Here is a 17,591-nt window from a genome sequence, read left to right as displayed (position 1 = left end):
CGCGTCGGCCCCGTCACGCGGGCTTGCCGTGGCCGTGGAGCCACGAGTCCCAGATCGAGTCGAGGTCACGGCCGGCCGTGGCTTCCACGTACGCGGTGAAGTCGTCCGTCGAGGCGTGGCCGTGCCGGTGGCGCAGGGTCCAGCCCCGCACCAGGGAGCGGAAGCCCTCGTCGCCCAGGGCCTGGCGGACCTTGTGGATCACCATCGCGCCGCGTACGTACACCGGCTGGCCGGAGATGTCCGCAGCGCTCGGCGGATCGGCGGGCGGGAAGTCCCACTCGTCGTCGTCCGCGGCCTTGGCGTGGTTCCGGTCGAAGTGGTCCTGGGCACTGGCCCCGTCGTGGTCCTCGGTCCACAGCCACTCCGCGTAGGTCGCGAAACCCTCGTTGAGCCACATGTCCCGCCAGGTCCGCGGGGTCACGGAGTTGCCGAACCACTGGTGGGCCAGTTCGTGCACCACGTTGGTCGTGTGGAAGATGCCGGCCGGAATGGTCGGCCGGGTCTGCGTCTCCAGGGCGTAGGGCACGTCGGCCGCCTGATCGACGATCAGCCCGGCGGAGGCGAAGGGGTAGGGACCGAACCTCCGCTCGGCCCATTCCATGATCTCGGGGAACCGGCCGAGGACCGCTGCGTCCTCCTCGTCCATGTCCGCGGTCGTGTCCATCGCCGACACGACCGGGACGCCCGATCGGGTCCGGGAGGTGCTGATGTCGTAGCTGCCGATGGCCACCGTCGCCACATGGCTGGCCATGGGCTCGGCCTGGTGCCAGTGGAAGGTGGTGCGGTCGCCGCTGGTCCGCCGGGCGCGAAGCTGCCCGTTGGAGATCGCCTGCACCCCCTTGGGGACCGTGATGGTGATGTCGTAGGAGGCCTTGTCCGAGGGGTGATGACTGCCGGGGAACCAGGACATCGAGCCGGTCGGTTCACCGAACGCGACCGCTCCCCTGCCCGTCCTCAACCAGCCCTCGCGCCATCCGTGGTCATGGGTGATCGACTCCGGCGTGCCCGCGTAACGCACGACGCCGCGGAAGGCGGCGCCCTTCCTGAGGTGGTGGCGCGGCCGCAGGGTCAGCTCCTGCCCGTCCTGGCGGTACTGCGCCGTGCCGCCGTCGACCGTGGCACCGAGCACCTCCATGCCGAGGAGGTCGAGATTGAAGGTGCTGAGGTCCGCGGTGGCCTTCGCGGTGATCTCCGCGGTGCCTTCGAGACGGCCGTTGCCGGGGTCGTAGTCCAGGGTCAGGGCGTAGTGGGTGACGTCGTAGCCGCCGTTGCCCAGCTGCGGGAAGTAGGGGTCACCGGTGCCCGCGGCACCGGGGCGCCCACCCCGGAACACCGTGCCGGGTGCCTTCGTCCGAGCGCCGTCCGTGCCTCGGGGAGCGCCCGCCCTCGCTTCCGCGCCGGAGCGGCCCCCCGCCCCGCTGCTGCCCTGGCCGCCGGACTCCGAGCAGGCGGGGAGCGCGGCGAGCAGGCCGGCGACGGCGCAGGCGGTCAGACGTCCGGAGGTCTTCACGCAGCCGATCATGACCCAGTACGTGAACGCTCCGACCTCGCCACGCCGTGCCCGTGGCCCCTCCGGCGGCCTGCCGTGGCGACGGGGTGCACTCCGGTACCCGAAGGTGAGCGCCCATGTCACTGTCCTCCCGGGAACCTGCCCGTCGAGCGCAAGTGCCAGCGGCGTTCGGCGTAGGACAGGTCGTCCCTCCAGAGCCGGGCCGCCGCCATGCGCATCACGGGGGCGAGGACCGGGGCGGCCTTGCGGGCGAGGGCGAATCCCGGCCGGTCGGAGGCGGCCACCACGGCTTCGATCACTGCCGTCCGCGGACGACCCAGCTCGTCCGGCCCGAGGGGGGTGGCGTGGGTTTCCACCACCGATCCCGCGCCTTCCCCCTCGGTGATGCGCATGACGACGGTGCGTGGTCCAGGAGCGGTGAAGACCGCCCGCACCGGTACCACCAGGCGTCCGGCCACCTTGAAGGAGACATCGACGGCGAAGCGGTCCTCGTCCTCCTCCTTGCCCTCCTCGTCCTCGGCATCGTCATGGGTGCCGTCCCGGCCGGGGGAGCCGACGACGGTGAGGTCGACGAACGAGTACGGGTGGAACCACGCCCCGTGCCACGGGTCCAGCCGATTGGCCACGACGTCCTCGGGTTCGCAGAGCCCCGTGCCCTCGTACACCGCCGTCACCCCGCGAGCGACGTCCGGCCGTGCCGGTACCGCCGGGGCATCGAGTGGCTCCTCTCCGCCGACCTCGTCGAGCCGTACCCAGACCAGTACGCCGTCGTCGAAGGCGGGCAGCGGCTCCCAGCCCGCGAACGAGGTCCCGTCGAGGGCGAGTCCGTGCCAATGACACACCAGGGTTCCGCACCGGACGGGGCTCTCCGCCAGAGGGGCCCCGAGGTGCGGGCAGACACCCGGGCCGGCGTGCGGCTGCCCGTCGGCGCCGCGCCAGACCACCACCTCGCGGCCGGCGACGTCGAGGGCCAGGGGGCGGTCGCCCGCCAGCGCGGCGGACGCCCCGACGACGTACCAGTTCCCGGACGGCCGGGCCTGGGCCCGTTTCAACGCTTTCGCGATCAGGGCCGGCCTGGCCTCCCGCCAGGTCGGCCGCTGCCGGTCCCACGGGATCGGCCTGCGGCGCAACGAGAAGGGCAGGGCAGGCCGCCGGAACGGTTCGGGAATCACACGACCTCCTCGGAGACCGCTCGTGCGGGGGCGGCGGGTGGCGTCGGGTGCGTCCGCCGACGCTCTGCCGAGGGCCGGCCGCGGTGACGCAGCCTGGCTGCCGCGACCCTGACCAGACCGCCCACCGCGACCGTCGCACGCCTCCGGCGCGGCACCACGGCACGGCGGTGCAGTACCGCATGGCCGTCCCGGGCGACGGCGTCGAGGATGTTCCCGTACAGGATGTACGCGGTGCGGATACAGGGCCGGGACACCGGATCGAGCATGGCGAGGCCGGGCCGGGCCTCCTGGTAGACACGGCGGGTGAGCGCCTCGAACTCCCGCAGAGCGGCCAGCACACGGCGGTCCTGCCCGCCCGCGTCCCGGCACCGGCGCAGCAGCTCCCGGTCGACCCCGTGCGCGGCCAGCAGGTCGGCCGGCAGGTACACGCGCCCGCGATCGAGATCCTCGCCGACGTCCCGCAGGAAGTTGGTCAGCTGGAAGGCCACGCCGAGCGCCGCCGCATGCGGCTCGGCCTCCTCGCGCGGCACCACCGTGCCCAGCACCGGCAGCATCTGCAGACCGATCACGGCGGCCGAGCCGTGCATGTAGCCGAGCAGGTCGGCGTAGGTGGGGTAGTCCGTCACGACCAGGTCGGACCGCATCGCGGTCATGAAGTCCTGGAAGTGGCGGTGATCGATGCCGTAACGGCGTGCGGTGTCGGCGAGGGCGGCCACCACCGGCTCGGCGTCCCGCCCGTGCCTCAGCCCTTCGGCCAGATGCCGCTGCAGTTCCGCCAGGCGCGCACCGCGCAGGCTCTCGTCCGCGGTGGGATCGGGCGAGTCGACGATGTCGTCCGCCCACCGGGCGAACCCGTACAGGGCGTGCACGGCGGGCCTGCGTTCCGCCGGCAGCAGGCGGGTGGCGAGGAAGTAGGTCTTTCCGTGCGCCGCGTTGAGCTCGCGGCACCGGTGGTACGCCGCTCGCAGTACCGGGTCGGTGATACCCGCCGCGTCGAGTTCGCGTCCGGTCATCGGGCTGCCCCTTCGGTTCGGGCGGATGAGCGCCGGGAACGGCCCGTGACTCTGGCTGCCGCCAGCTTTCCCGACACCAGGGTCGTCGGGACGCCCACGCCGGGAGTGGTGCCGCAGCCGGCCAGGACGGCGTTCTGTGTGCCCCGGACCAGATTGCGGGGCCGGAACGGGCCCGTCTGCAGGAACGTGTGCGCCGCCGAGAAGGGGGTTCCCGCCGCATGCCCCTGGCCGAGCCAGTCCGCCGGGGTGACGAGCGATTCGTCCTCGATGGCCGCCTCGATCCCGTCGAGGCCTCGGCGTTCCAGCTCGCACAGCAGGGCGGCCCGATAGCGGGGTCCGAGCTCGCCCCATGCGGCGCCACCGGGCCCGATCTCCGTGTTGGGGCAGGGAGCCAGGATGTAGTGGAGGTGACGGCCGGGTGGGGCGAGCGTGGGGTCGGTGGTCGTGGGCCGGGTGATGAGCAGGGACGGATCGCTCATCAGCCGCCCCTGCCGGGTCAGTTCGTCGAAGGTGGACCGCCAGGCGGCACCGAACGAGATCGTGTGGTGGGCCAGCTGGGGCCAGGTGCGGTCCGTGCCCGCGTGCAGCACGACGGCGGAGGGGGAGTGCCGCAGCCTCACGGGCCTGCGGGGCCGGTGGCCCAGGAGCCGGTAGGTGACGGGCAGGTCCGGTGTGAGGACGACGGCGTCGCAGGGGATGCGGTCGTGTGCGGTGACGACGGCGGTGATCCGTTCGCCGGAGCGCTCCAGCCGGGTCACCGGCTCGCCGAACCGCAGCTCGGCGCCCGCGTCGGCGGCGGCGTCCGCCATGGCCTGCGGCAGCGCGTGCATGCCGCCGCGCGGGAAGTACACCCCGGCGACCGTGTCCATGTACGCGATGACGGCGTAGGCGGCGAGGGCTCTGGCCGGAGGCACGCCCGCGTACAGGGCCTGGAAGGAGAACACCCGCTGCAACCGCTCGTCCTTCAGGAAGCGGCCGATGCGCCGGTCCAGCCGTCCGAACCCGCCGAGCGCCGCCAGCCGGGCGAGGTCACCGGTGAGCAGGTCCAGGGGCGAGTCGAAGTTCGCGTCGATGAAGCGGCGCATCTGAGCCCGGTAGATCCGCTCCAGCCAGATGCGCAGCCGCCGGTAGCCCGCCGCCTCACCGGCTCCGGCGAACCGCTCGACCTCCGCGGCCATCGCCTCGCCGTCGGTGTGCACGTCCAGGGTGCTGCCGTCCGCGAACGACGCCCGGTAGGCGGGGCACAGCGGGATCAGCTCCACCCGCCGGTACAGGCTGTCGCCGACCGCCGCGAAGGCTTCGTCGGCGAGGTCGGGCATGGTCAGCACGGTCGGGCCGGTGTCGATCCGGTAGCCGTTCAGATGGAGGCGTCCCGCCCGCCCGCCGGGCAGGCCGTCCCGTTCGACGACGGTGACCCTGCGTCCCGCGCCCAGCAGGTGGAGAGCCGCCGACAGGCCGGCCAGACCCGCCCCGACCACGACCACGTGGTCCGTGCGGCCGCTCACCGTACGGGTCATCGCCCTGCCTCCGGGGTGACGAAGTCCGCCGGGGCGGGACGGGGCGCCGGATGGGATGCGGTACGGGGCGCCGGTTGGGGTGCGGGACGGGAGCGGGCGGGCGGGCCGTCCGCGGTACGGGGCACCGTTGCCGCGGTCAGCAGCCGGCGCAGCCGGTCCTTCGCCTCCGCGTGGAGCGAAGCCCCGTCGAAGTGCCGCAGCCCCTCGGCCGCCAGTCGATCGATCTTGGTCTCGACCGCCTGCCGGGCACCCGTCCGCACCAGTACCTCCCGCACCTCATCGAGCCCGGCGGCGGTCAGGTGCGCATCACCCAGGGCTCGTTCGAGCACCCCCAGAGCCGGACGGTCACCCGTGGCCTCGGCCCGCGTCACGGCGAGCGCGGCCAGATAGGTCGGCTTTCCCTCGCGAATGTCGCCTCCGCAGCTCTTGCCGGTGCGCCGAGGGTCACCGAAGACGTCGTCGAGATCGTCGCGCAACTGGAAGGCCAGGCCCACGCAGCGGCCCGTCGAGCACAGTGCGCGTATCGTGCGATCGTCCGCGCCCGCCACCACCGCACCCAGCGCCAGAGGTCGTTCGACCGAATACAGCGCGCTCTTGAGATGAGCCGCGCGCAGTGCCTCCGGCCGGGAGCGGGTACCGGTCAGCTGACCTCGGAGGTCGAGGAACTGCCCCGCCACCATCTCGGTGCGCATGTCGCTCCACAGCCTGCGCACCGCGGTCGCCGTCCTCGGGTCGAGCGCCGTCTCCGCCACCACGTCGTCCGCCCACGCGAGCGCCAGGTCCCCGGCCAGGATCGCGGCGGCCTCACCGAAACGGGCGGCGCGGGCCGGCGACGCGGCGCTGCCGTACCGGTCCCGGACGTCGGCGTGCAGGGCCGGCCGGCCGCGTCGTAGCGTCGATCCGTCCATCACGTCGTCGTGGACCAGGGCGCAGGTCTGGAGCAGCTCGAGCGCCGCCCCCAGGCGCAGTGCCGCCACGGCCGTCGCCCCGTCGTCCCCGCCGCAGGCGCGCATCGACCACCAGAGGAGCTGGGACCGGGTGCGCTTGCCGCCCTCCCGGGTGAAACGCGCGACGCGGTCGGCCAGTTCACGGCTGAACAGTGGGTCCAGGGCGTCGGCTCGGATGAGGCGTTCGGCCAGCACCTGCTCCAGCATGTGCCCGATCGCGGTGGGCACGTCCGCGTCGACGGCCCCCGGCCGGGGTGCCGGCGCGGTGTCACCGTGTGCGTCCGCAGCCCGGGGCAGAGCGCCGGCCGCTGCCTGGATCGGCTGCCTGCGCCGCGGCGAGGATCCCGAGGGGGCCGCCGGACGGGGGCCGCGCGACGACTCGGCCGTGGAGTGGTGGTCCTTCGCCTGCGTCGGGCGCATCCCGGTTCCTCTCGTCGTGGTATTGATCGCTCATCACGGGTCTTCGGTTTCTTCCCGCGATACGGATGCGGCGCGAAGTGAATGCCTGAAAAATCGCGTATTGCCGCCTTCTGGGCGCATCTGACCGGGTGACGGGTGACGGGTGACGGGTGACGGGTGACCGGCTCACCGGTTGACCAGGTGGCCGCGAGAGATACGCGAGAAACGACTGCATCCGATCGCGCACCGCGGAGGGAAGTCGGTCCTGTTACGTGCACACGGACTCGGGATGGAGGCGGCAACCGTGCTCGACGCGGACGTGGCAGTCATCGGGGCGGGAGCCGCCGGGCTATCCCTGGCCCACCGTTTGAGCGGACACGACTCCGGGGCCCGAACCCCCTCCGTGCTCCTCGTCGACGCCCCGCCCGGCCCGCTGCGCCCCGGCCCGCGCACCTGGTGCTTCTGGGAATCGGGCCGCGGCCGCTTCGACGCAGCGGTGCGCTCACAGTGGCGACACCTGCGGGTACGGCCGCCGGCCGGCCCCGCGATCCGGGGGGACATCGCACCGCTGCGGTACAAGATGATCCGCTCCGACGACTTCGAGTCCCTGGTCTCCCGGGACCTCGCGCGCAGCCCCAACGTCCGGCGCCTGGAGGCGACCGTGGACACCGTGGAGGAGGGCGCGGACGGGGTCCGGGTGCAGATCACCGCGCCCGGCGGCCACCAGCGGGCCCTCCGGGCCCGCTGGGTGTTCGACTCGCGGCCCCTGGGCAGTATTCCGGCCGCCCGCACCACGTTGCTGCAGCACTTCCACGGCTGGTTCGTCCGCACGGCCCGGCCCGCCTTCGACTGCGGGACCGCGGAACTGATGGACTTCCGGACGGTACAGCCCGCCGACGGGCTCTCCTTCGGCTACGTCCTGCCCACCGGCCCGCGCGAAGCCCTCGTGGAGTACACGGAATTCTCCCCGCAGGTGCTGACGGCGAGCGGCTACGAGAGCGCGCTGCGGCGCTACACCGAGGAGATCCTGTCCCTCGGTGAACTGGAGATCACCGCGACCGAGACGGGTCTGATCCCCATGACGGACGCGCCGATGCCGCGACGCGTCGGCGCGTCGGTGTTCCGGATCGGGGCCGCCGGCGGTGCGACCCGCCCGTCCACCGGATACACCTTCGCCGGACTCCAACGCCAGACGAGCGCGGTCGCCGCCGCGCTGCGACAGGGGCGCCGGCCGGTGCCGCCGGCCGGCCATTCCCTGCGGGCCCGCACCATGGACGCGGTACTCCTGCGCGCCCTGGGCAGCGGCCGGGTCGACGGCCCCGACCTGTTCTGCCGGCTGTTCGCCCGCGTACCGAGCGCGCGCCTGCTGCGCTTCCTCGACGGGCACACCAGCCTGTTCGAGGACCTCGCGGTCGGCCGCCACGCCCCGGTCGGCCCCATGCTCCGCAGCGCGGTCGAGCTGCCGGTCCTGCCGCGCCGCCCTTCGCCCGACCCCTTCGCCTGACCCCCTCGTTCCCCGGTTCAACCGCCCTTGGAGACCGTATGACCCTGCTGCGCGACGAGGATCTCGCCGCCGCGTTCGACCACGCGTCCCGCAGTTATGACGCGCTGGTGGCCGCGAACCCCGGCTATCACGCCCACCTGCGGCGCTCGGTGCGCCGCCTCGGCCTGGCCGGACACGGGGAGGGACTGCGGGTGCTGGACCTCGGCTGCGGGACCGGTGCCTCGACGGCCGCGCTCCGGTCCGTCCTCCCGGCCGCCGACATCACGGCTGTGGACGCCTCGGCGGGCATGCTGGCGCGGGCCGCCGTCAAGCCGTGGGCCGACGGCGTGCGCTTCGTCCACGTCCCGGCCGAGCACCTGGCGGACGCGGACGTCGACGGCCCGATCGACGCGGTGTTCGCCGCCTACCTCTTCCGCAACCTCACCGATCCGGACGCCGTCCTCGGCACCGTACGCAGCGTGCTGCGACCGGGTGGCCGGCTCGCCGTGCACGAGTACAGCCTCAGCGGCCGCCGCGCCGACCGGGCGGTGTGGACTCTGGTGTGCCGTGGCATCGTCCGGCCCGCCGCGACCCTGCTGGGGGACGGGCCGCTGTACCGCCACCTGTGGCACAGCGTCGTCCGGTTCGACCGGGCCGACCGGTTCGCCGCCCGAATCCGCGAGGCAGGCTTCGAAAGGGTGCGCGCCCTGCCCCTGCCGGGCTGGCAGACGGGCATCACCCACACCTTCGTGGCCGCACGCACACAGGACGCCGGATGACCGGCCCCGCGCACCAGCGGCCTGCCGCGCGCCGCGGCAGGGACCGGCGGGCACGCATCCTGCCCGCCCACCCGGGAGCCCGCCACGGGCAGGGCCGCCCCACGGCAGCCGTGATCGGCGGCGGGATCGCCGGCCTCGCTGCCGCCACCGCGCTGGCCGAGCGGGGTGTGAGGGTTACGCTGCACGAGCGCGAGCCCTACCTCGGAGGGCGGGCCGGCGGCTGGCCGACCCGATTGCGGGACGGCAGTACCGTGACGATGAGCCGCGGCTTCCACGCCTTCTTCCGCCAGTACTACAACCTGCGTGGCCTGCTGCGTCGTACGGACCCCGCCCTGGCCCGGCTGCACGGACTGCCCGACTACCCCCTGCTGCACGCGGACGGGCTGCGCGACAGCTTCCGGCACGTGCCGCGCACCCCGCCGTGGAGTGCGCTCGGCTTCGCGGCGCTGAGCCCGTCCTTCCGGCTGCGGGATCTGCGCCTCATGAACCCGGTGCGGGCCCTGCCCCTCCTCGACGTCCGCGTGCCCGACGTGTACCGGCGGCTGGACGACATCAGCGCCTACGACTTCCTGGAGACCATCCGCTTCCCGGAACGGGCCCGCCACCTGGCCTTCGAGGTCTTCTCCCGGAGCTTCTTCGCCGACCCGCGGCGCCTGTCGGCGGCCGAGATGGCGCTCATGTTCCACATCTACTTCCTGGGATCCGCCGAGGGCCTGCTGTTCGACGTGCCCAGGTCGCCCTACCCGGCCGCCCTGTGGGGCCCTCTGGCCGGGTATCTCCGGCAGCATGACGCCGAGGTGCGTACCGGAAGCACCGTGGAGCAGGTCACGCCCGCGCGCGGCGGTGGGTTCGATGTGACCGCGGACGGCGAGGAGCGCCACCACGACGCCGCGGTCCTCGCCCTGGACACCGCCGGTCTGCGTTCCCTGGTCGCCCGCTCGGAACAGCTGGGCGATCCCGGCTGGCGAGAGCGCGTGGCGCGGCTGCGCAACGCCCCGCCGTTCCTGGTCACCCGGCTGTGGCTCGACCGGCCCGTCGCTCCTGACCGGCCCGGCTTCCTGGGCACCAGCGGCTTCGGCGGCCTCGACAACATCAGCGTGCTGAACAGATGGGAGGACGAGGCCGCCCGGTGGGCAGCACGCACGGGGGGTTCGGTCGTGGAACTCCACGCCTACGCCGTCGACCCTCGGGCTCGGCGCACCGCCGAGGAGCGACGGCTCGTCGAGCAGCTCCACTGCGTGTACCCGGAGACCCGGGCGGCCGGGGTCGTCGACGTCCGCCATGAATGGCGCGAGGACTGCCCGCTGTTCGAAGTGGGCGGCTACGCCGAACGCCCCACCGTGCGCACCTCCGATCCGGGCCTGGTGGTCGCCGGTGACGGGGTCCGTTGCGAGCTTCCGGTCGCGCTGATGGAGCGGGCCGCCACGACCGGTTTCCAGGCCGCGAACGTCCTGCTCGAAGGCTGGGGCCTACGCGGACAGACCCTGTGGACGGTGCCGGACCGCGGCCGGGCCGCCGTACTCCGGCAGGCCGCCGCCTGGGCGAGCCGCTGAGCCGGCGCGGCGGCTCACAACGTGATCACCCGCACCAGGAAGAAGGCGGCGACGAGAACAGCGCCGAGCATGATCAGCAACAGCCAGAAGCGGGGATGTTCCCAGATGCCGCCGTCCGGCCGCTCGCGGTGCGCCTCGGCCGTCGATCCCTCGGCGGCGGGTGTCTCACCGGGCGGATGCAGGGGCTCAGTCATGATCACTCCTCTGCGAGCGCGAGTTGCATCCCCTGCGATCACGAAAGCCGCACGTGGGATGTCATGCCATGGCCTCTTCGCTCCTGGCGCCGCGTTCGGATGCACTGCGGCCGCCCTGCGGGGTCGGCGGTACGAGCCGCGCTCGGCGATGCGGCCGGAGGCGTCCAGGGCGCAGCGCCGGTACAGCAGACCGCACGCCGTACGTCGCGCTTGATAAGCATACGGGTCGACCCGTATGGTTATTTGCCATGAGCTCATCTCCGCCCTCCAGAGGGCGTCCCAGGGACCCCCGCTCGCACGAGGCGATCGTCGGCGCGGTCAACGAACTGCTGGCCGAGGTCGGCTACGCCGCCACATCGATCGGGGCAGTGGCCGCCCGTGCCGGTGTCGGCAAGGACACGGTCTACCGTCGGTGGCGGGGCAAGCCGGAGCTGGTCTTCGAAGCCGTGTTCACCACCACTGATCTTGCGCCCACCCCGGACACCGGAACGCTGGCCGGGGATCTGACCGCCCTGTTGCAGGGCCTCGTCGACGAATTCGAGGCACCGGCAGCCGCAGCGGCACTTCCGGGGCTGCTGGCCGACTTCGCCGCCGATCCGGTGCTGAGAACGCGTATCCGCGACCACTTCCTGGCGCCCTCCAAGCAGCGGCTGGCAGCGGTCTTCGAGCGCGCTGCGGAGCGCGGCGAGATCGGGTCCGACACCCCCGTGGACCTAGTCCTGGACACGCTGGCCGGAGCGGTGTTCTTCCACATCGGTCTGGTCGGGGAGAGCCCCGACCCCCAGCTGGCCGGCCGGCTGGCTGCCGTCATAGCCAAAGGAATCGAGATCCGATGAACGGCTGGCTCCTCGCAGCGGGCATCACCGCGTTCGGTGTGGCAGCGGTCCACATCGCCGCCGGGCATCGGGACGTCGTCCGCCCACTGCTGTCCGGCGGTCTCGCTGACGAACCCAAGCGGGTCCTTCATGCCGTGTGGCACATGGTCAGTGTCGACCTGGTGCTCTCCGCGGCCGTCCTGGTCCACCTCGCCCTCACGGGCGACCTGCCGGTGACCCGCCCGCTGGGGTGGTTCGTGGCCGCGCACTTCCTCGCGTACTCGGCCGTCTTCCTCGTCATCACGCTGTCGGTCGGGTGGCGGAAGCCGCTGCTCCGCCTGCCGCAATGGATCCTGCTCCTGCCGGTCGCGGTCCTGGCCGTGGCGGGCACCGCGTAGCCGCCGGCCTGGACCGCGCGGGCCTTCGTCGCGCACGGACACGTCAGGGGTGGGCGACGATGGCGACCGGGGCGGCGGCATGGTGCAGCACCGCGTGGGCGACCGGGCCCAGGTGCGGGCCGAGGGGGGAGTGGCGCAGGCGGCGCCCCACCACGACCAGTGCCGCCCCCCGGGAGGCATGGAGGAGGCGCTCGCCCGCGGATCCCCTGGACACGCGGGTCGTGACGTCCACAGCGGGGAACTTGTGCCGCCAGGGCAGCAGCATGTCCTCGACCGTACGCGTCACGCTCCGCTCGATGTCCCGTTCGCTGTCGGAATCGAAGAGCGGAACGTAGCCGTACGCGGGAGGCATTTTCCAGCTGTGCACGACCTGGAGCCGGCAGCCGCGTCGTTCCGCCTCCTCGAAGGCGAAGGTGAGGACCCGGTCGCAGGCCTCCTGGATGTCGACCCCGACGACGATCCCGGCCCCGGTTCCGGCCCCGGTTCCGGCCCCGGTTCCGAAGCCGGTGCCGGGCGCGGAATCGGAGGCCGCCTCCTGCCGTTCGTCCGTGCTGCGGACCAGGACCACCGGGGTGTCGGTGGCGGCCACGGCGGACAGCGCCACCGAGCCGACGAGGAAGCCGGTCAGCCCGCCGAGGCCGCGTGACCCGAGGACCAGCAAAGCGGAGTCGGCGGCTTCCGCGGCCAGGGCGGCAGCGGGGCGTCCCGTCGGACAGCGGGTTGTGATCTGCAGGTTCGGGTGGCGCCCGCGCAGTTCCTCCGCTGCTTCGGTCACGGCGCGGTCCGCCCATGTGTCCGCACTCTGTGGGCCGACGCCGGGGAGAACCGGGTCGAGCAGCCAGTCGACGGCGTGGACGAGCCTGAGCGGAACCTGCCGCAGAAGGGCTTCGTGCGCCGCCCAGCGTGCCGCCGTGCGGCTCTCGTCGGAGCCGTCGACCCCGACCGTGACGTGGTTCTTCATGAGCGGAGTTCCTCCATGTGGCGGGCCTGGCCGGTCAGCGGGGCGTGTGTCCCTCACATTCCGCCGGAGCGAAGGGAGAAGCGAGGGCCGAACGGCCCCGTCCCGGGGCCGGACGGGCCACCCGCCGCGTGCGCCGGTCCGGCCGTCCGCCGATGGGGACCTTCGGTGCCGCAGGCGGGTCCCGGGCCGCCCTCCGGCCGGGGCGCCGCGGCCGCCAGCAGCCCGCCGGCCCGCCGGCCCCCGGCCCGGCTCCGCCTGGCGGCGGGCGGCGGCCCTCCGGCCGGGCCAGGAGCTCGTCCATGCCGAACGGCTCGGTGAGGTGGTCGTCGGCGTTCATGCGCAAGGAACCGTTCAGTTCCCGGTCAGGTCCCTGAGGGCGGTGTTGAGCTCCAGCACGTTGACGCGGGGCTCGCCCATGAAGCCGAGCTGCCGTCCCTCGGTGTGGTCCTTCACCAGCTTCGCGACCCGCTCGACGTCGAGGCCGTTCCTCTCCGCGACGCGGTGGACCTGGAGATAGGCGTACGCGGGCGAGATGTGCGGGTCCAGTCCGGAGCCGGAGGAGGTGACGGCCTCGGCCGGCACGTCCTGCGGCCTGACCTTGCGGGCGGCGGTGGAGTTGTCGGCGACGACGGCGGCCTTGGCGTCGGTGACCCACCCGACCAGCTCCTCGTTGTCGCCGGCCCGGTTGGTGGCGCCGGAGAGGATGAGGGAGTACTGGGTGTTGACGCTGTTGCTGCCGAGTCCGTTGGAGGGGCGCGGCTGGAACCACTTCAGGTCCGGCTTCGCCGCCTCCTCCGGGTCGTCGGGATGCTGCTTCGGCAGGTCGTAGGTCTGCCCGATGAGGGAGGAACCGACGACGGCGCCGCTCCTGTCCTTGGTCTCGGAGCCGTTGGCCTTGTCGGTGAACAGGGCCTGGGCGATCCCGGTCACGGCGAGCGGGTAGAGCACACCGCACACGACGGTCAGGACGAGCAGGGCTCGCAGGCCGGCGCCGATCAGACGCGCCGTGCCGGCTACGGAGTTGTTCATGGCGGATCAGCACGCTCCTGTTTCAGGCGAGCCCGGGGATGAGGGAGATGAGCAGGTCGATGAGTTTGATGCCGACGAACGGGGCGATGAGGCCGCCGAGACCGTAGACGCCGAGGTTGCGGCGGAGCATCCGGTCGGCGCTGGTCGGCTTGTACTGGACGCCCTTGAGGGCGAGCGGCACCAGGGCGATGATGATCAGCGCGTTGAAGATGACGGCGGAGAGGATCGCCGACTCGGGGGAGGCCAGGCCCATGATGTTGAGCTTGTCCAGGCCCGGGTGGACCACGGCGAACATGGCCGGGATGATCGCGAAGTACTTCGCGACGTCGTTGGCGATGGAGAAGGTGGTCAGCGCTCCGCGGGTGATGAGGAGCTGTTTGCCGATCTCGACGATCTCGATGAGCTTGGTCGGGTTGGAGTCCAGGTCGACCATGTTCCCGGCCTCCTTGGCGGCCGAGGTGCCCGTGTTCATCGCCACGCCGACATCCGCCTGAGCGAGGGCCGGAGCGTCGTTCGTACCGTCGCCCGTCATAGCGACCAGCTTGCCGCCCGCCTGCTCCCGCTTGATGAGGGCCATCTTGTCCTCGGGGGTGGCTTCGGCGAGGAAGTCGTCGACGCCGGCCTCCTCGGCGATGACCTTCGCGGTGAGCGGGTTGTCGCCGGTGATCATGACGGTCTTGATGCCCATGCGGCGCAGCTCGTCGAACCGCTCACGCATGCCCTCCTTGACCACGTCCTTGAGGTGGATGACCCCGAGGACGCGGGCGCCGCGCTCATCGTCGACGGCGACCAGGAGCGGGGTACCGCCGGCCTGCGAGATCGTTTCGGTGAGAGCCCGGGCATCGTCCGCAACGATGCCGCCGCGCTCGTTCACCCACGCGAGGACCGACCCTGTCGCGCCCTTGCGGACCTTCCGGCCGTCGACGTCCACGCCCGACATACGGGTCTGGGCGGTGAAGGCGATCCACTCGGCCTGCGCCGGCTCGTCCTGGTGGCGTTCGCGAAGCCCGTACTTCTCCTTGGCGAGGACCACGATCGATCGGCCCTCGGGGGTCTCGTCGGCCAGCGAGGACAGCTGGGCGGCATCGGCGAGTTCGGCCGCGGTGACGCCCTTGACGGGCACGAACTCGGAGGCCTGCCGGTTGCCGAGGGTGATGGTGCCGGTCTTGTCGAGCAGCAGCGTGGAGACGTCACCGGCGGCCTCGACGGCGCGGCCGGACATGGCGAGGACGTTGCGCTGGACCAGGCGGTCCATGCCGGCGATGCCGATCGCGGAGAGCAGCGCGCCGATGGTGGTGGGGATCAGACAGACCAGCAGCGCGGTCAGCACGATCATCGACTGCTCGGCGCCGGCGTAGATCGCGAACGGCTGGAGGGTGACGACGGCCAGCAGGAAGACGATCGTGAGGGAGGCCAGCAGGATGTTGAGGGCGATCTCATTGGGGGTCTTCTGCCGGGCCGCGCCCTCGACCAGGTTGATCATGCGGTCGATGAAGGTCTCGCCGGGCTTGGTCGTGATCTTGATGACGATCCGGTCGGAGAGGACCTTGGTGCCGCCGGTGACGGCCGAGCGGTCGCCGCCCGACTCGCGGATCACGGGAGCCGACTCGCCCGTGATCGCCGACTCGTCCACGGACGCGACGCCCTCGACGACGTCACCGTCGCCGGGGATGGTGTCACCGGCCTCGCAGACGACCAGGTCGCCGATGCGCAGGTCCGTGCCGGCTACGGACTCCTCTTCGCCGGCGGAGGTCAGGCGGCGGGCGACGGTGTCGGTCTTGGCCTTGCGGAGGGTGTCGGCCTGGGCCTTGCCGCGGCCCTCGGCGACGGCCTCGGCGAGGTTGGCGAAGATCGTGGTCAGCCACAGCCAGACGGTGATCGCCCAGCCGAACCAGTCCGTCGGGTCCGTGAGGGCGAGCACGGTGGTGACCACCGAGCCGATGAGGACCACGAACATGACCGGGGACTTGATCATGATGCGGGGGTCGAGCTTGCGCACCGCGTCCGGGAAGGACTTGACCAACTGCTGGGGGTCGAACAGCCCTCCGCCGACGCGCCCGGCGCCCGGCCGGTGGCCGGTGGGTACGTCCTGGTGCGGAGCGCGGGTCGGAGTCACGGTCGACATGACGTCCTCTTGTTTCCTGGTGTCGGAGGTCATGATGCGAGCCCTTCGGCCAGCGGGCCCAGCGCGAGCGCGGGGAAGTAGGTCAGACCGGTGATGATGACGATCGTGCCGACGAGCAGGCCGGCGTAGAGCGGCTTGTCGGTGCGCAGGGTGCCCGCCGTCTCGGGGACGGGCCTCTGCCCGGCGAGCGAGCCGGCCAGTGCGAGGACGAAGACCATGGGCAGGAAGCGGCCGAGCAGCATCGCGATGCCGATGGTCGAGTTGAACCACTGGGTGTCGGCGTTCAGGCCCGCGAAGGCCGAGCCGTTGTTGTTGGCGCCGGAGGTGTAGGCGTAGAGGATCTCGGAGAAACCGTGCGCGCCGGCGTTCGTCATGGAGTTCGCGGGCGTCGGCAGAGCCATCGCCGCTGCCGTGAAGCAGAGCACCAGGGCGGGGGTGATGAGGATGTAGCAGGCGGCGAGCTTGATCTCGCGGGTGCCGATCTTCTTGCCCAGGTACTCGGGAGTGCGGCCGACCATCAGGCCGGCGATGAACACCGCGATGATCGCCATGATCAGCATGCCGTAGAGGCCGGAGCCGACACCGCCGGGCGCGATCTCGCCGAGCTGCATGCCCAGCATGGTGATGCCGCCGCCGAAGCCGGTGTAGGAGGAGTGGAAGGAGTTGACCGCGCCGGTCGAGGTCAGGGTGGTGGCCACCGCGAAGATCGAGGAGCCGCCGATGCCGAAGCGGGTCTCCTTCCCCTCCATCGCCCCGCCGGCGACCTCGAAGGCCGGACCGTGGCCCGCGAACTCGGTCCACATCATCAGTGCGGTGAACCCGAGCCAGATGACCGCCATCGTCGCGAGGATCGCGTAGCCCTGGCGGAGGCTGCCGACCATGCGGCCGAAGGTCCGGGTCAGCGAGAAGGGGATCAGCAGGATCAGGAAGATCTGGAAGAGGTTGGAGAAGGGGGTGGGGTTCTCGAAGGGGTGCGCGGAGTTGGCGTTGAAGTAGCCGCCGCCGTTCGTGCCCAGCTCCTTGATGACCTCCTGGGAGGCCACCGCGCCGCCGTTCCACTGCTGCGTTCCGCCCATGAACTGGCCGACGTCGTGGATCCCGGCGAAGTTCTGGATGACCCCGCACGCGACCAGGACGATCGCGCCGACCACGGAGATCGGAAGCAGGATGCGGACGGTGCCGCGCACCAGGTCGGCCCAGAAGTTGCCGAGCTCACCGGTGCGGGAGCGCGCGAAGCCCCGTACGAGCGCCACCGCGACGGCCATGCCGACGGCCGCGGAGACGAAGTTCTGCACGGCCAGGCCGCCGGTCTGTACGACGTGGCCCATGGCCTGCTCGCCGTAGTACGACTGCCAGTTCGTGTTGGCCACGAAGGACGCGGCGGTGTTGAAGGCCTGGTCGGGGTCGATCGACGCGAAGCCGAGCGAGCCCGGCAGGACGCCCTGCAGACGCTGCAGGAGGTAGAGGAAGAGGACTCCCACGGCGGAGAAGGCGAGGACGGCGCGCAGGTAGGCGGGCCAGCGCATCTCGACCGAGGGGTTGGCGCCGATGGCCTTGTAGATCCACTTCTCCGGTGCGTAGTGCTTCTCGGAGGAGTAGACGCGGGCCATGTGGTCGCCGAGTGGCCGGTGCGCGAGAGCCAGCGCGGCGATCAGCGCGAGCAGCTGGAGCACACCGGCGATCTGGGGACTCATAT

Annotated in this window: 15 protein-coding genes; 5 read left to right on the top strand and 10 right to left on the bottom strand. The window is 72.1% G+C overall.

Features of this window, described 5'->3' with window-relative positions; all coding sequences use genetic code 11:
* Positions 1-13 precede the first annotated feature (13 nt).
* From NRK68_RS02200 to NRK68_RS02180, 5 genes are all read right to left on the bottom strand, one after another.
* Entirely contained in the window at positions 14-1,522 is a 1,509-nt protein-coding gene (locus tag NRK68_RS02200) for a M1 family metallopeptidase (protein ID WP_220818767.1), read from the bottom strand.
* Positions 1,523-1,629: 107 nt separating this feature from the next.
* Entirely contained in the window at positions 1,630-2,682 is a 1,053-nt protein-coding gene (locus tag NRK68_RS02195) for a Rieske (2Fe-2S) protein (RefSeq protein ID WP_257854682.1), read from the bottom strand.
* Positions 2,679-3,695, bottom strand: a complete 1,017-nt coding sequence (locus tag NRK68_RS02190) for a phytoene/squalene synthase family protein (RefSeq protein ID WP_183066009.1) — start codon at positions 3,693-3,695, stop codon at positions 2,679-2,681. Before NRK68_RS02190 ends, NRK68_RS02195 begins: the two co-directional genes overlap by 4 nt.
* The gene (locus NRK68_RS02185) at positions 3,692-5,212 is read right to left on the bottom strand and encodes a phytoene desaturase (protein ID WP_257854681.1); all 1,521 of its coding nucleotides are present in this window, start codon (positions 5,210-5,212) and stop codon (positions 3,692-3,694) included. The genes NRK68_RS02190 and NRK68_RS02185 overlap by 4 nt, the downstream gene beginning before the upstream one ends.
* Positions 5,209-6,579 (bottom strand): polyprenyl synthetase family protein, encoded by a 1,371-nt coding sequence (locus tag NRK68_RS02180; RefSeq protein WP_257854680.1) that lies wholly within the window; start codon positions 6,577-6,579, stop codon positions 5,209-5,211. Before NRK68_RS02180 ends, NRK68_RS02185 begins: the two co-directional genes overlap by 4 nt.
* A gap of 268 nt (positions 6,580-6,847) precedes the next feature.
* Between NRK68_RS02180 and NRK68_RS02175 the strand changes: the two genes are divergently transcribed.
* Genes NRK68_RS02175 through NRK68_RS02165 form a run of 3 tightly spaced genes read left to right on the top strand, consistent with a single transcriptional unit; the run spans position 6,848 to position 10,373 of the window.
* Complete coding sequence (locus tag NRK68_RS02175; protein WP_257854679.1) at positions 6,848-8,062, top strand: lycopene cyclase family protein; 1,215 nt, start codon at positions 6,848-6,850, stop codon at positions 8,060-8,062.
* Between the two features lie 38 nt (positions 8,063-8,100).
* The gene (locus tag NRK68_RS02170; RefSeq protein ID WP_257854678.1) at positions 8,101-8,820 is read left to right on the top strand and encodes a class I SAM-dependent methyltransferase; all 720 of its coding nucleotides are present in this window, start codon (positions 8,101-8,103) and stop codon (positions 8,818-8,820) included.
* Positions 8,817-10,373, top strand: coding sequence for an FAD-dependent oxidoreductase (locus NRK68_RS02165; protein WP_257854677.1), 1,557 nt, complete (start codon positions 8,817-8,819; stop codon positions 10,371-10,373). The genes NRK68_RS02170 and NRK68_RS02165 overlap by 4 nt, the downstream gene beginning before the upstream one ends.
* 14 nt (positions 10,374-10,387) lie before the next feature.
* Here NRK68_RS02165 and NRK68_RS02160 read toward each other — a convergent pair whose 3' ends face one another.
* Complete coding sequence (locus NRK68_RS02160) at positions 10,388-10,567, bottom strand: DUF6480 family protein (RefSeq protein WP_183066014.1); 180 nt, start codon at positions 10,565-10,567, stop codon at positions 10,388-10,390.
* A 248-nt stretch (positions 10,568-10,815) separates the two neighbouring features.
* Here NRK68_RS02160 and NRK68_RS02155 point away from each other — a divergent pair, with 248 nt between their 5' ends.
* Both NRK68_RS02155 and NRK68_RS02150 read left to right on the top strand, forming a co-directional pair.
* A complete protein-coding gene (locus tag NRK68_RS02155) occupies positions 10,816-11,403 on the top strand; it encodes a TetR/AcrR family transcriptional regulator (protein ID WP_183066015.1) in 588 nt (195 codons plus the stop codon).
* Entirely contained in the window at positions 11,400-11,780 is a 381-nt protein-coding gene (locus NRK68_RS02150) for a hypothetical protein (RefSeq protein WP_183066016.1), read from the top strand. Before NRK68_RS02155 ends, NRK68_RS02150 begins: the two co-directional genes overlap by 4 nt.
* Before the next feature lie 43 nt (positions 11,781-11,823).
* On the opposite strand, the gene NRK68_RS02145 is transcribed toward NRK68_RS02150, so the two are convergent.
* The 4 genes from NRK68_RS02145 to kdpA all read right to left on the bottom strand — a co-directional run bounded on the left by NRK68_RS02145 (position 11,824) and on the right by kdpA (position 17,589).
* A complete protein-coding gene (locus NRK68_RS02145) occupies positions 11,824-12,741 on the bottom strand; it encodes a universal stress protein (protein WP_257854676.1) in 918 nt (305 codons plus the stop codon).
* A gap of 351 nt (positions 12,742-13,092) precedes the next feature.
* The gene (locus tag NRK68_RS02140) at positions 13,093-13,770 is read right to left on the bottom strand and encodes a potassium-transporting ATPase subunit C (RefSeq protein WP_257854675.1); all 678 of its coding nucleotides are present in this window, start codon (positions 13,768-13,770) and stop codon (positions 13,093-13,095) included.
* A gap of 22 nt (positions 13,771-13,792) precedes the next feature.
* Entirely contained in the window at positions 13,793-15,928 is a 2,136-nt protein-coding gene (kdpB, locus tag NRK68_RS02135) for a potassium-transporting ATPase subunit KdpB (protein WP_257854674.1), read from the bottom strand.
* Positions 15,925-17,589 carry a potassium-transporting ATPase subunit KdpA gene (gene kdpA / locus NRK68_RS02130; RefSeq protein ID WP_257854673.1) on the bottom strand — a complete coding sequence of 555 codons (1,665 nt, stop codon included), beginning with the start codon at positions 17,587-17,589 and terminating at the stop codon, positions 15,925-15,927. Before kdpA ends, kdpB begins: the two co-directional genes overlap by 4 nt.
* Positions 17,590-17,591 lie beyond the last annotated feature (2 nt).

The sequence above is a fragment of the Streptomyces yangpuensis genome (genome assembly GCF_024666385.1).
GTDB classification, from domain to species: Bacteria; Actinomycetota; Actinomycetes; order Streptomycetales; family Streptomycetaceae; genus Streptomyces; species Streptomyces yangpuensis.
Note: the sequence above shows the minus strand (reverse complement) of the source record. Positions and strands in the feature narration are given on the sequence as shown.

What these genes read in the sequence shown, in the direction of transcription:
- kdpA (WP_257854673.1), bottom strand. Translation starts at nt 17,589, where the DNA reads ATGAGTCCCCAGATCGCCGGTGTGCTCCAGCTGCTCGCGCTGATCGCC.
- NRK68_RS02180 (WP_257854680.1), bottom strand. Translation starts at nt 6,579, where the DNA reads ATGCGCCCGACGCAGGCGAAGGACCACCACTCCACGGCCGAGTCGTCG.
- NRK68_RS02185 (WP_257854681.1), bottom strand. Translation starts at nt 5,212, where the DNA reads ATGACCCGTACGGTGAGCGGCCGCACGGACCACGTGGTCGTGGTCGGG.
- kdpB (WP_257854674.1), bottom strand. Translation starts at nt 15,928, where the DNA reads ATGACCTCCGACACCAGGAAACAAGAGGACGTCATGTCGACCGTGACT.
- NRK68_RS02200 (WP_220818767.1), bottom strand. Translation starts at nt 1,522, where the DNA reads ATGATCGGCTGCGTGAAGACCTCCGGACGTCTGACCGCCTGCGCCGTC.
- NRK68_RS02140 (WP_257854675.1), bottom strand. Translation starts at nt 13,770, where the DNA reads ATGAACAACTCCGTAGCCGGCACGGCGCGTCTGATCGGCGCCGGCCTG.
- NRK68_RS02150 (WP_183066016.1), top strand. Translation starts at nt 11,400, where the DNA reads ATGAACGGCTGGCTCCTCGCAGCGGGCATCACCGCGTTCGGTGTGGCA.
- NRK68_RS02155 (WP_183066015.1), top strand. Translation starts at nt 10,816, where the DNA reads ATGAGCTCATCTCCGCCCTCCAGAGGGCGTCCCAGGGACCCCCGCTCG.
- NRK68_RS02170 (WP_257854678.1), top strand. Translation starts at nt 8,101, where the DNA reads ATGACCCTGCTGCGCGACGAGGATCTCGCCGCCGCGTTCGACCACGCG.
- NRK68_RS02175 (WP_257854679.1), top strand. Translation starts at nt 6,848, where the DNA reads ATGGAGGCGGCAACCGTGCTCGACGCGGACGTGGCAGTCATCGGGGCG.
- NRK68_RS02160 (WP_183066014.1), bottom strand. Translation starts at nt 10,567, where the DNA reads ATGACTGAGCCCCTGCATCCGCCCGGTGAGACACCCGCCGCCGAGGGA.
- NRK68_RS02145 (WP_257854676.1), bottom strand. Translation starts at nt 12,741, where the DNA reads ATGAAGAACCACGTCACGGTCGGGGTCGACGGCTCCGACGAGAGCCGC.
- NRK68_RS02165 (WP_257854677.1), top strand. Translation starts at nt 8,817, where the DNA reads ATGACCGGCCCCGCGCACCAGCGGCCTGCCGCGCGCCGCGGCAGGGAC.
- NRK68_RS02190 (WP_183066009.1), bottom strand. Translation starts at nt 3,695, where the DNA reads ATGACCGGACGCGAACTCGACGCGGCGGGTATCACCGACCCGGTACTG.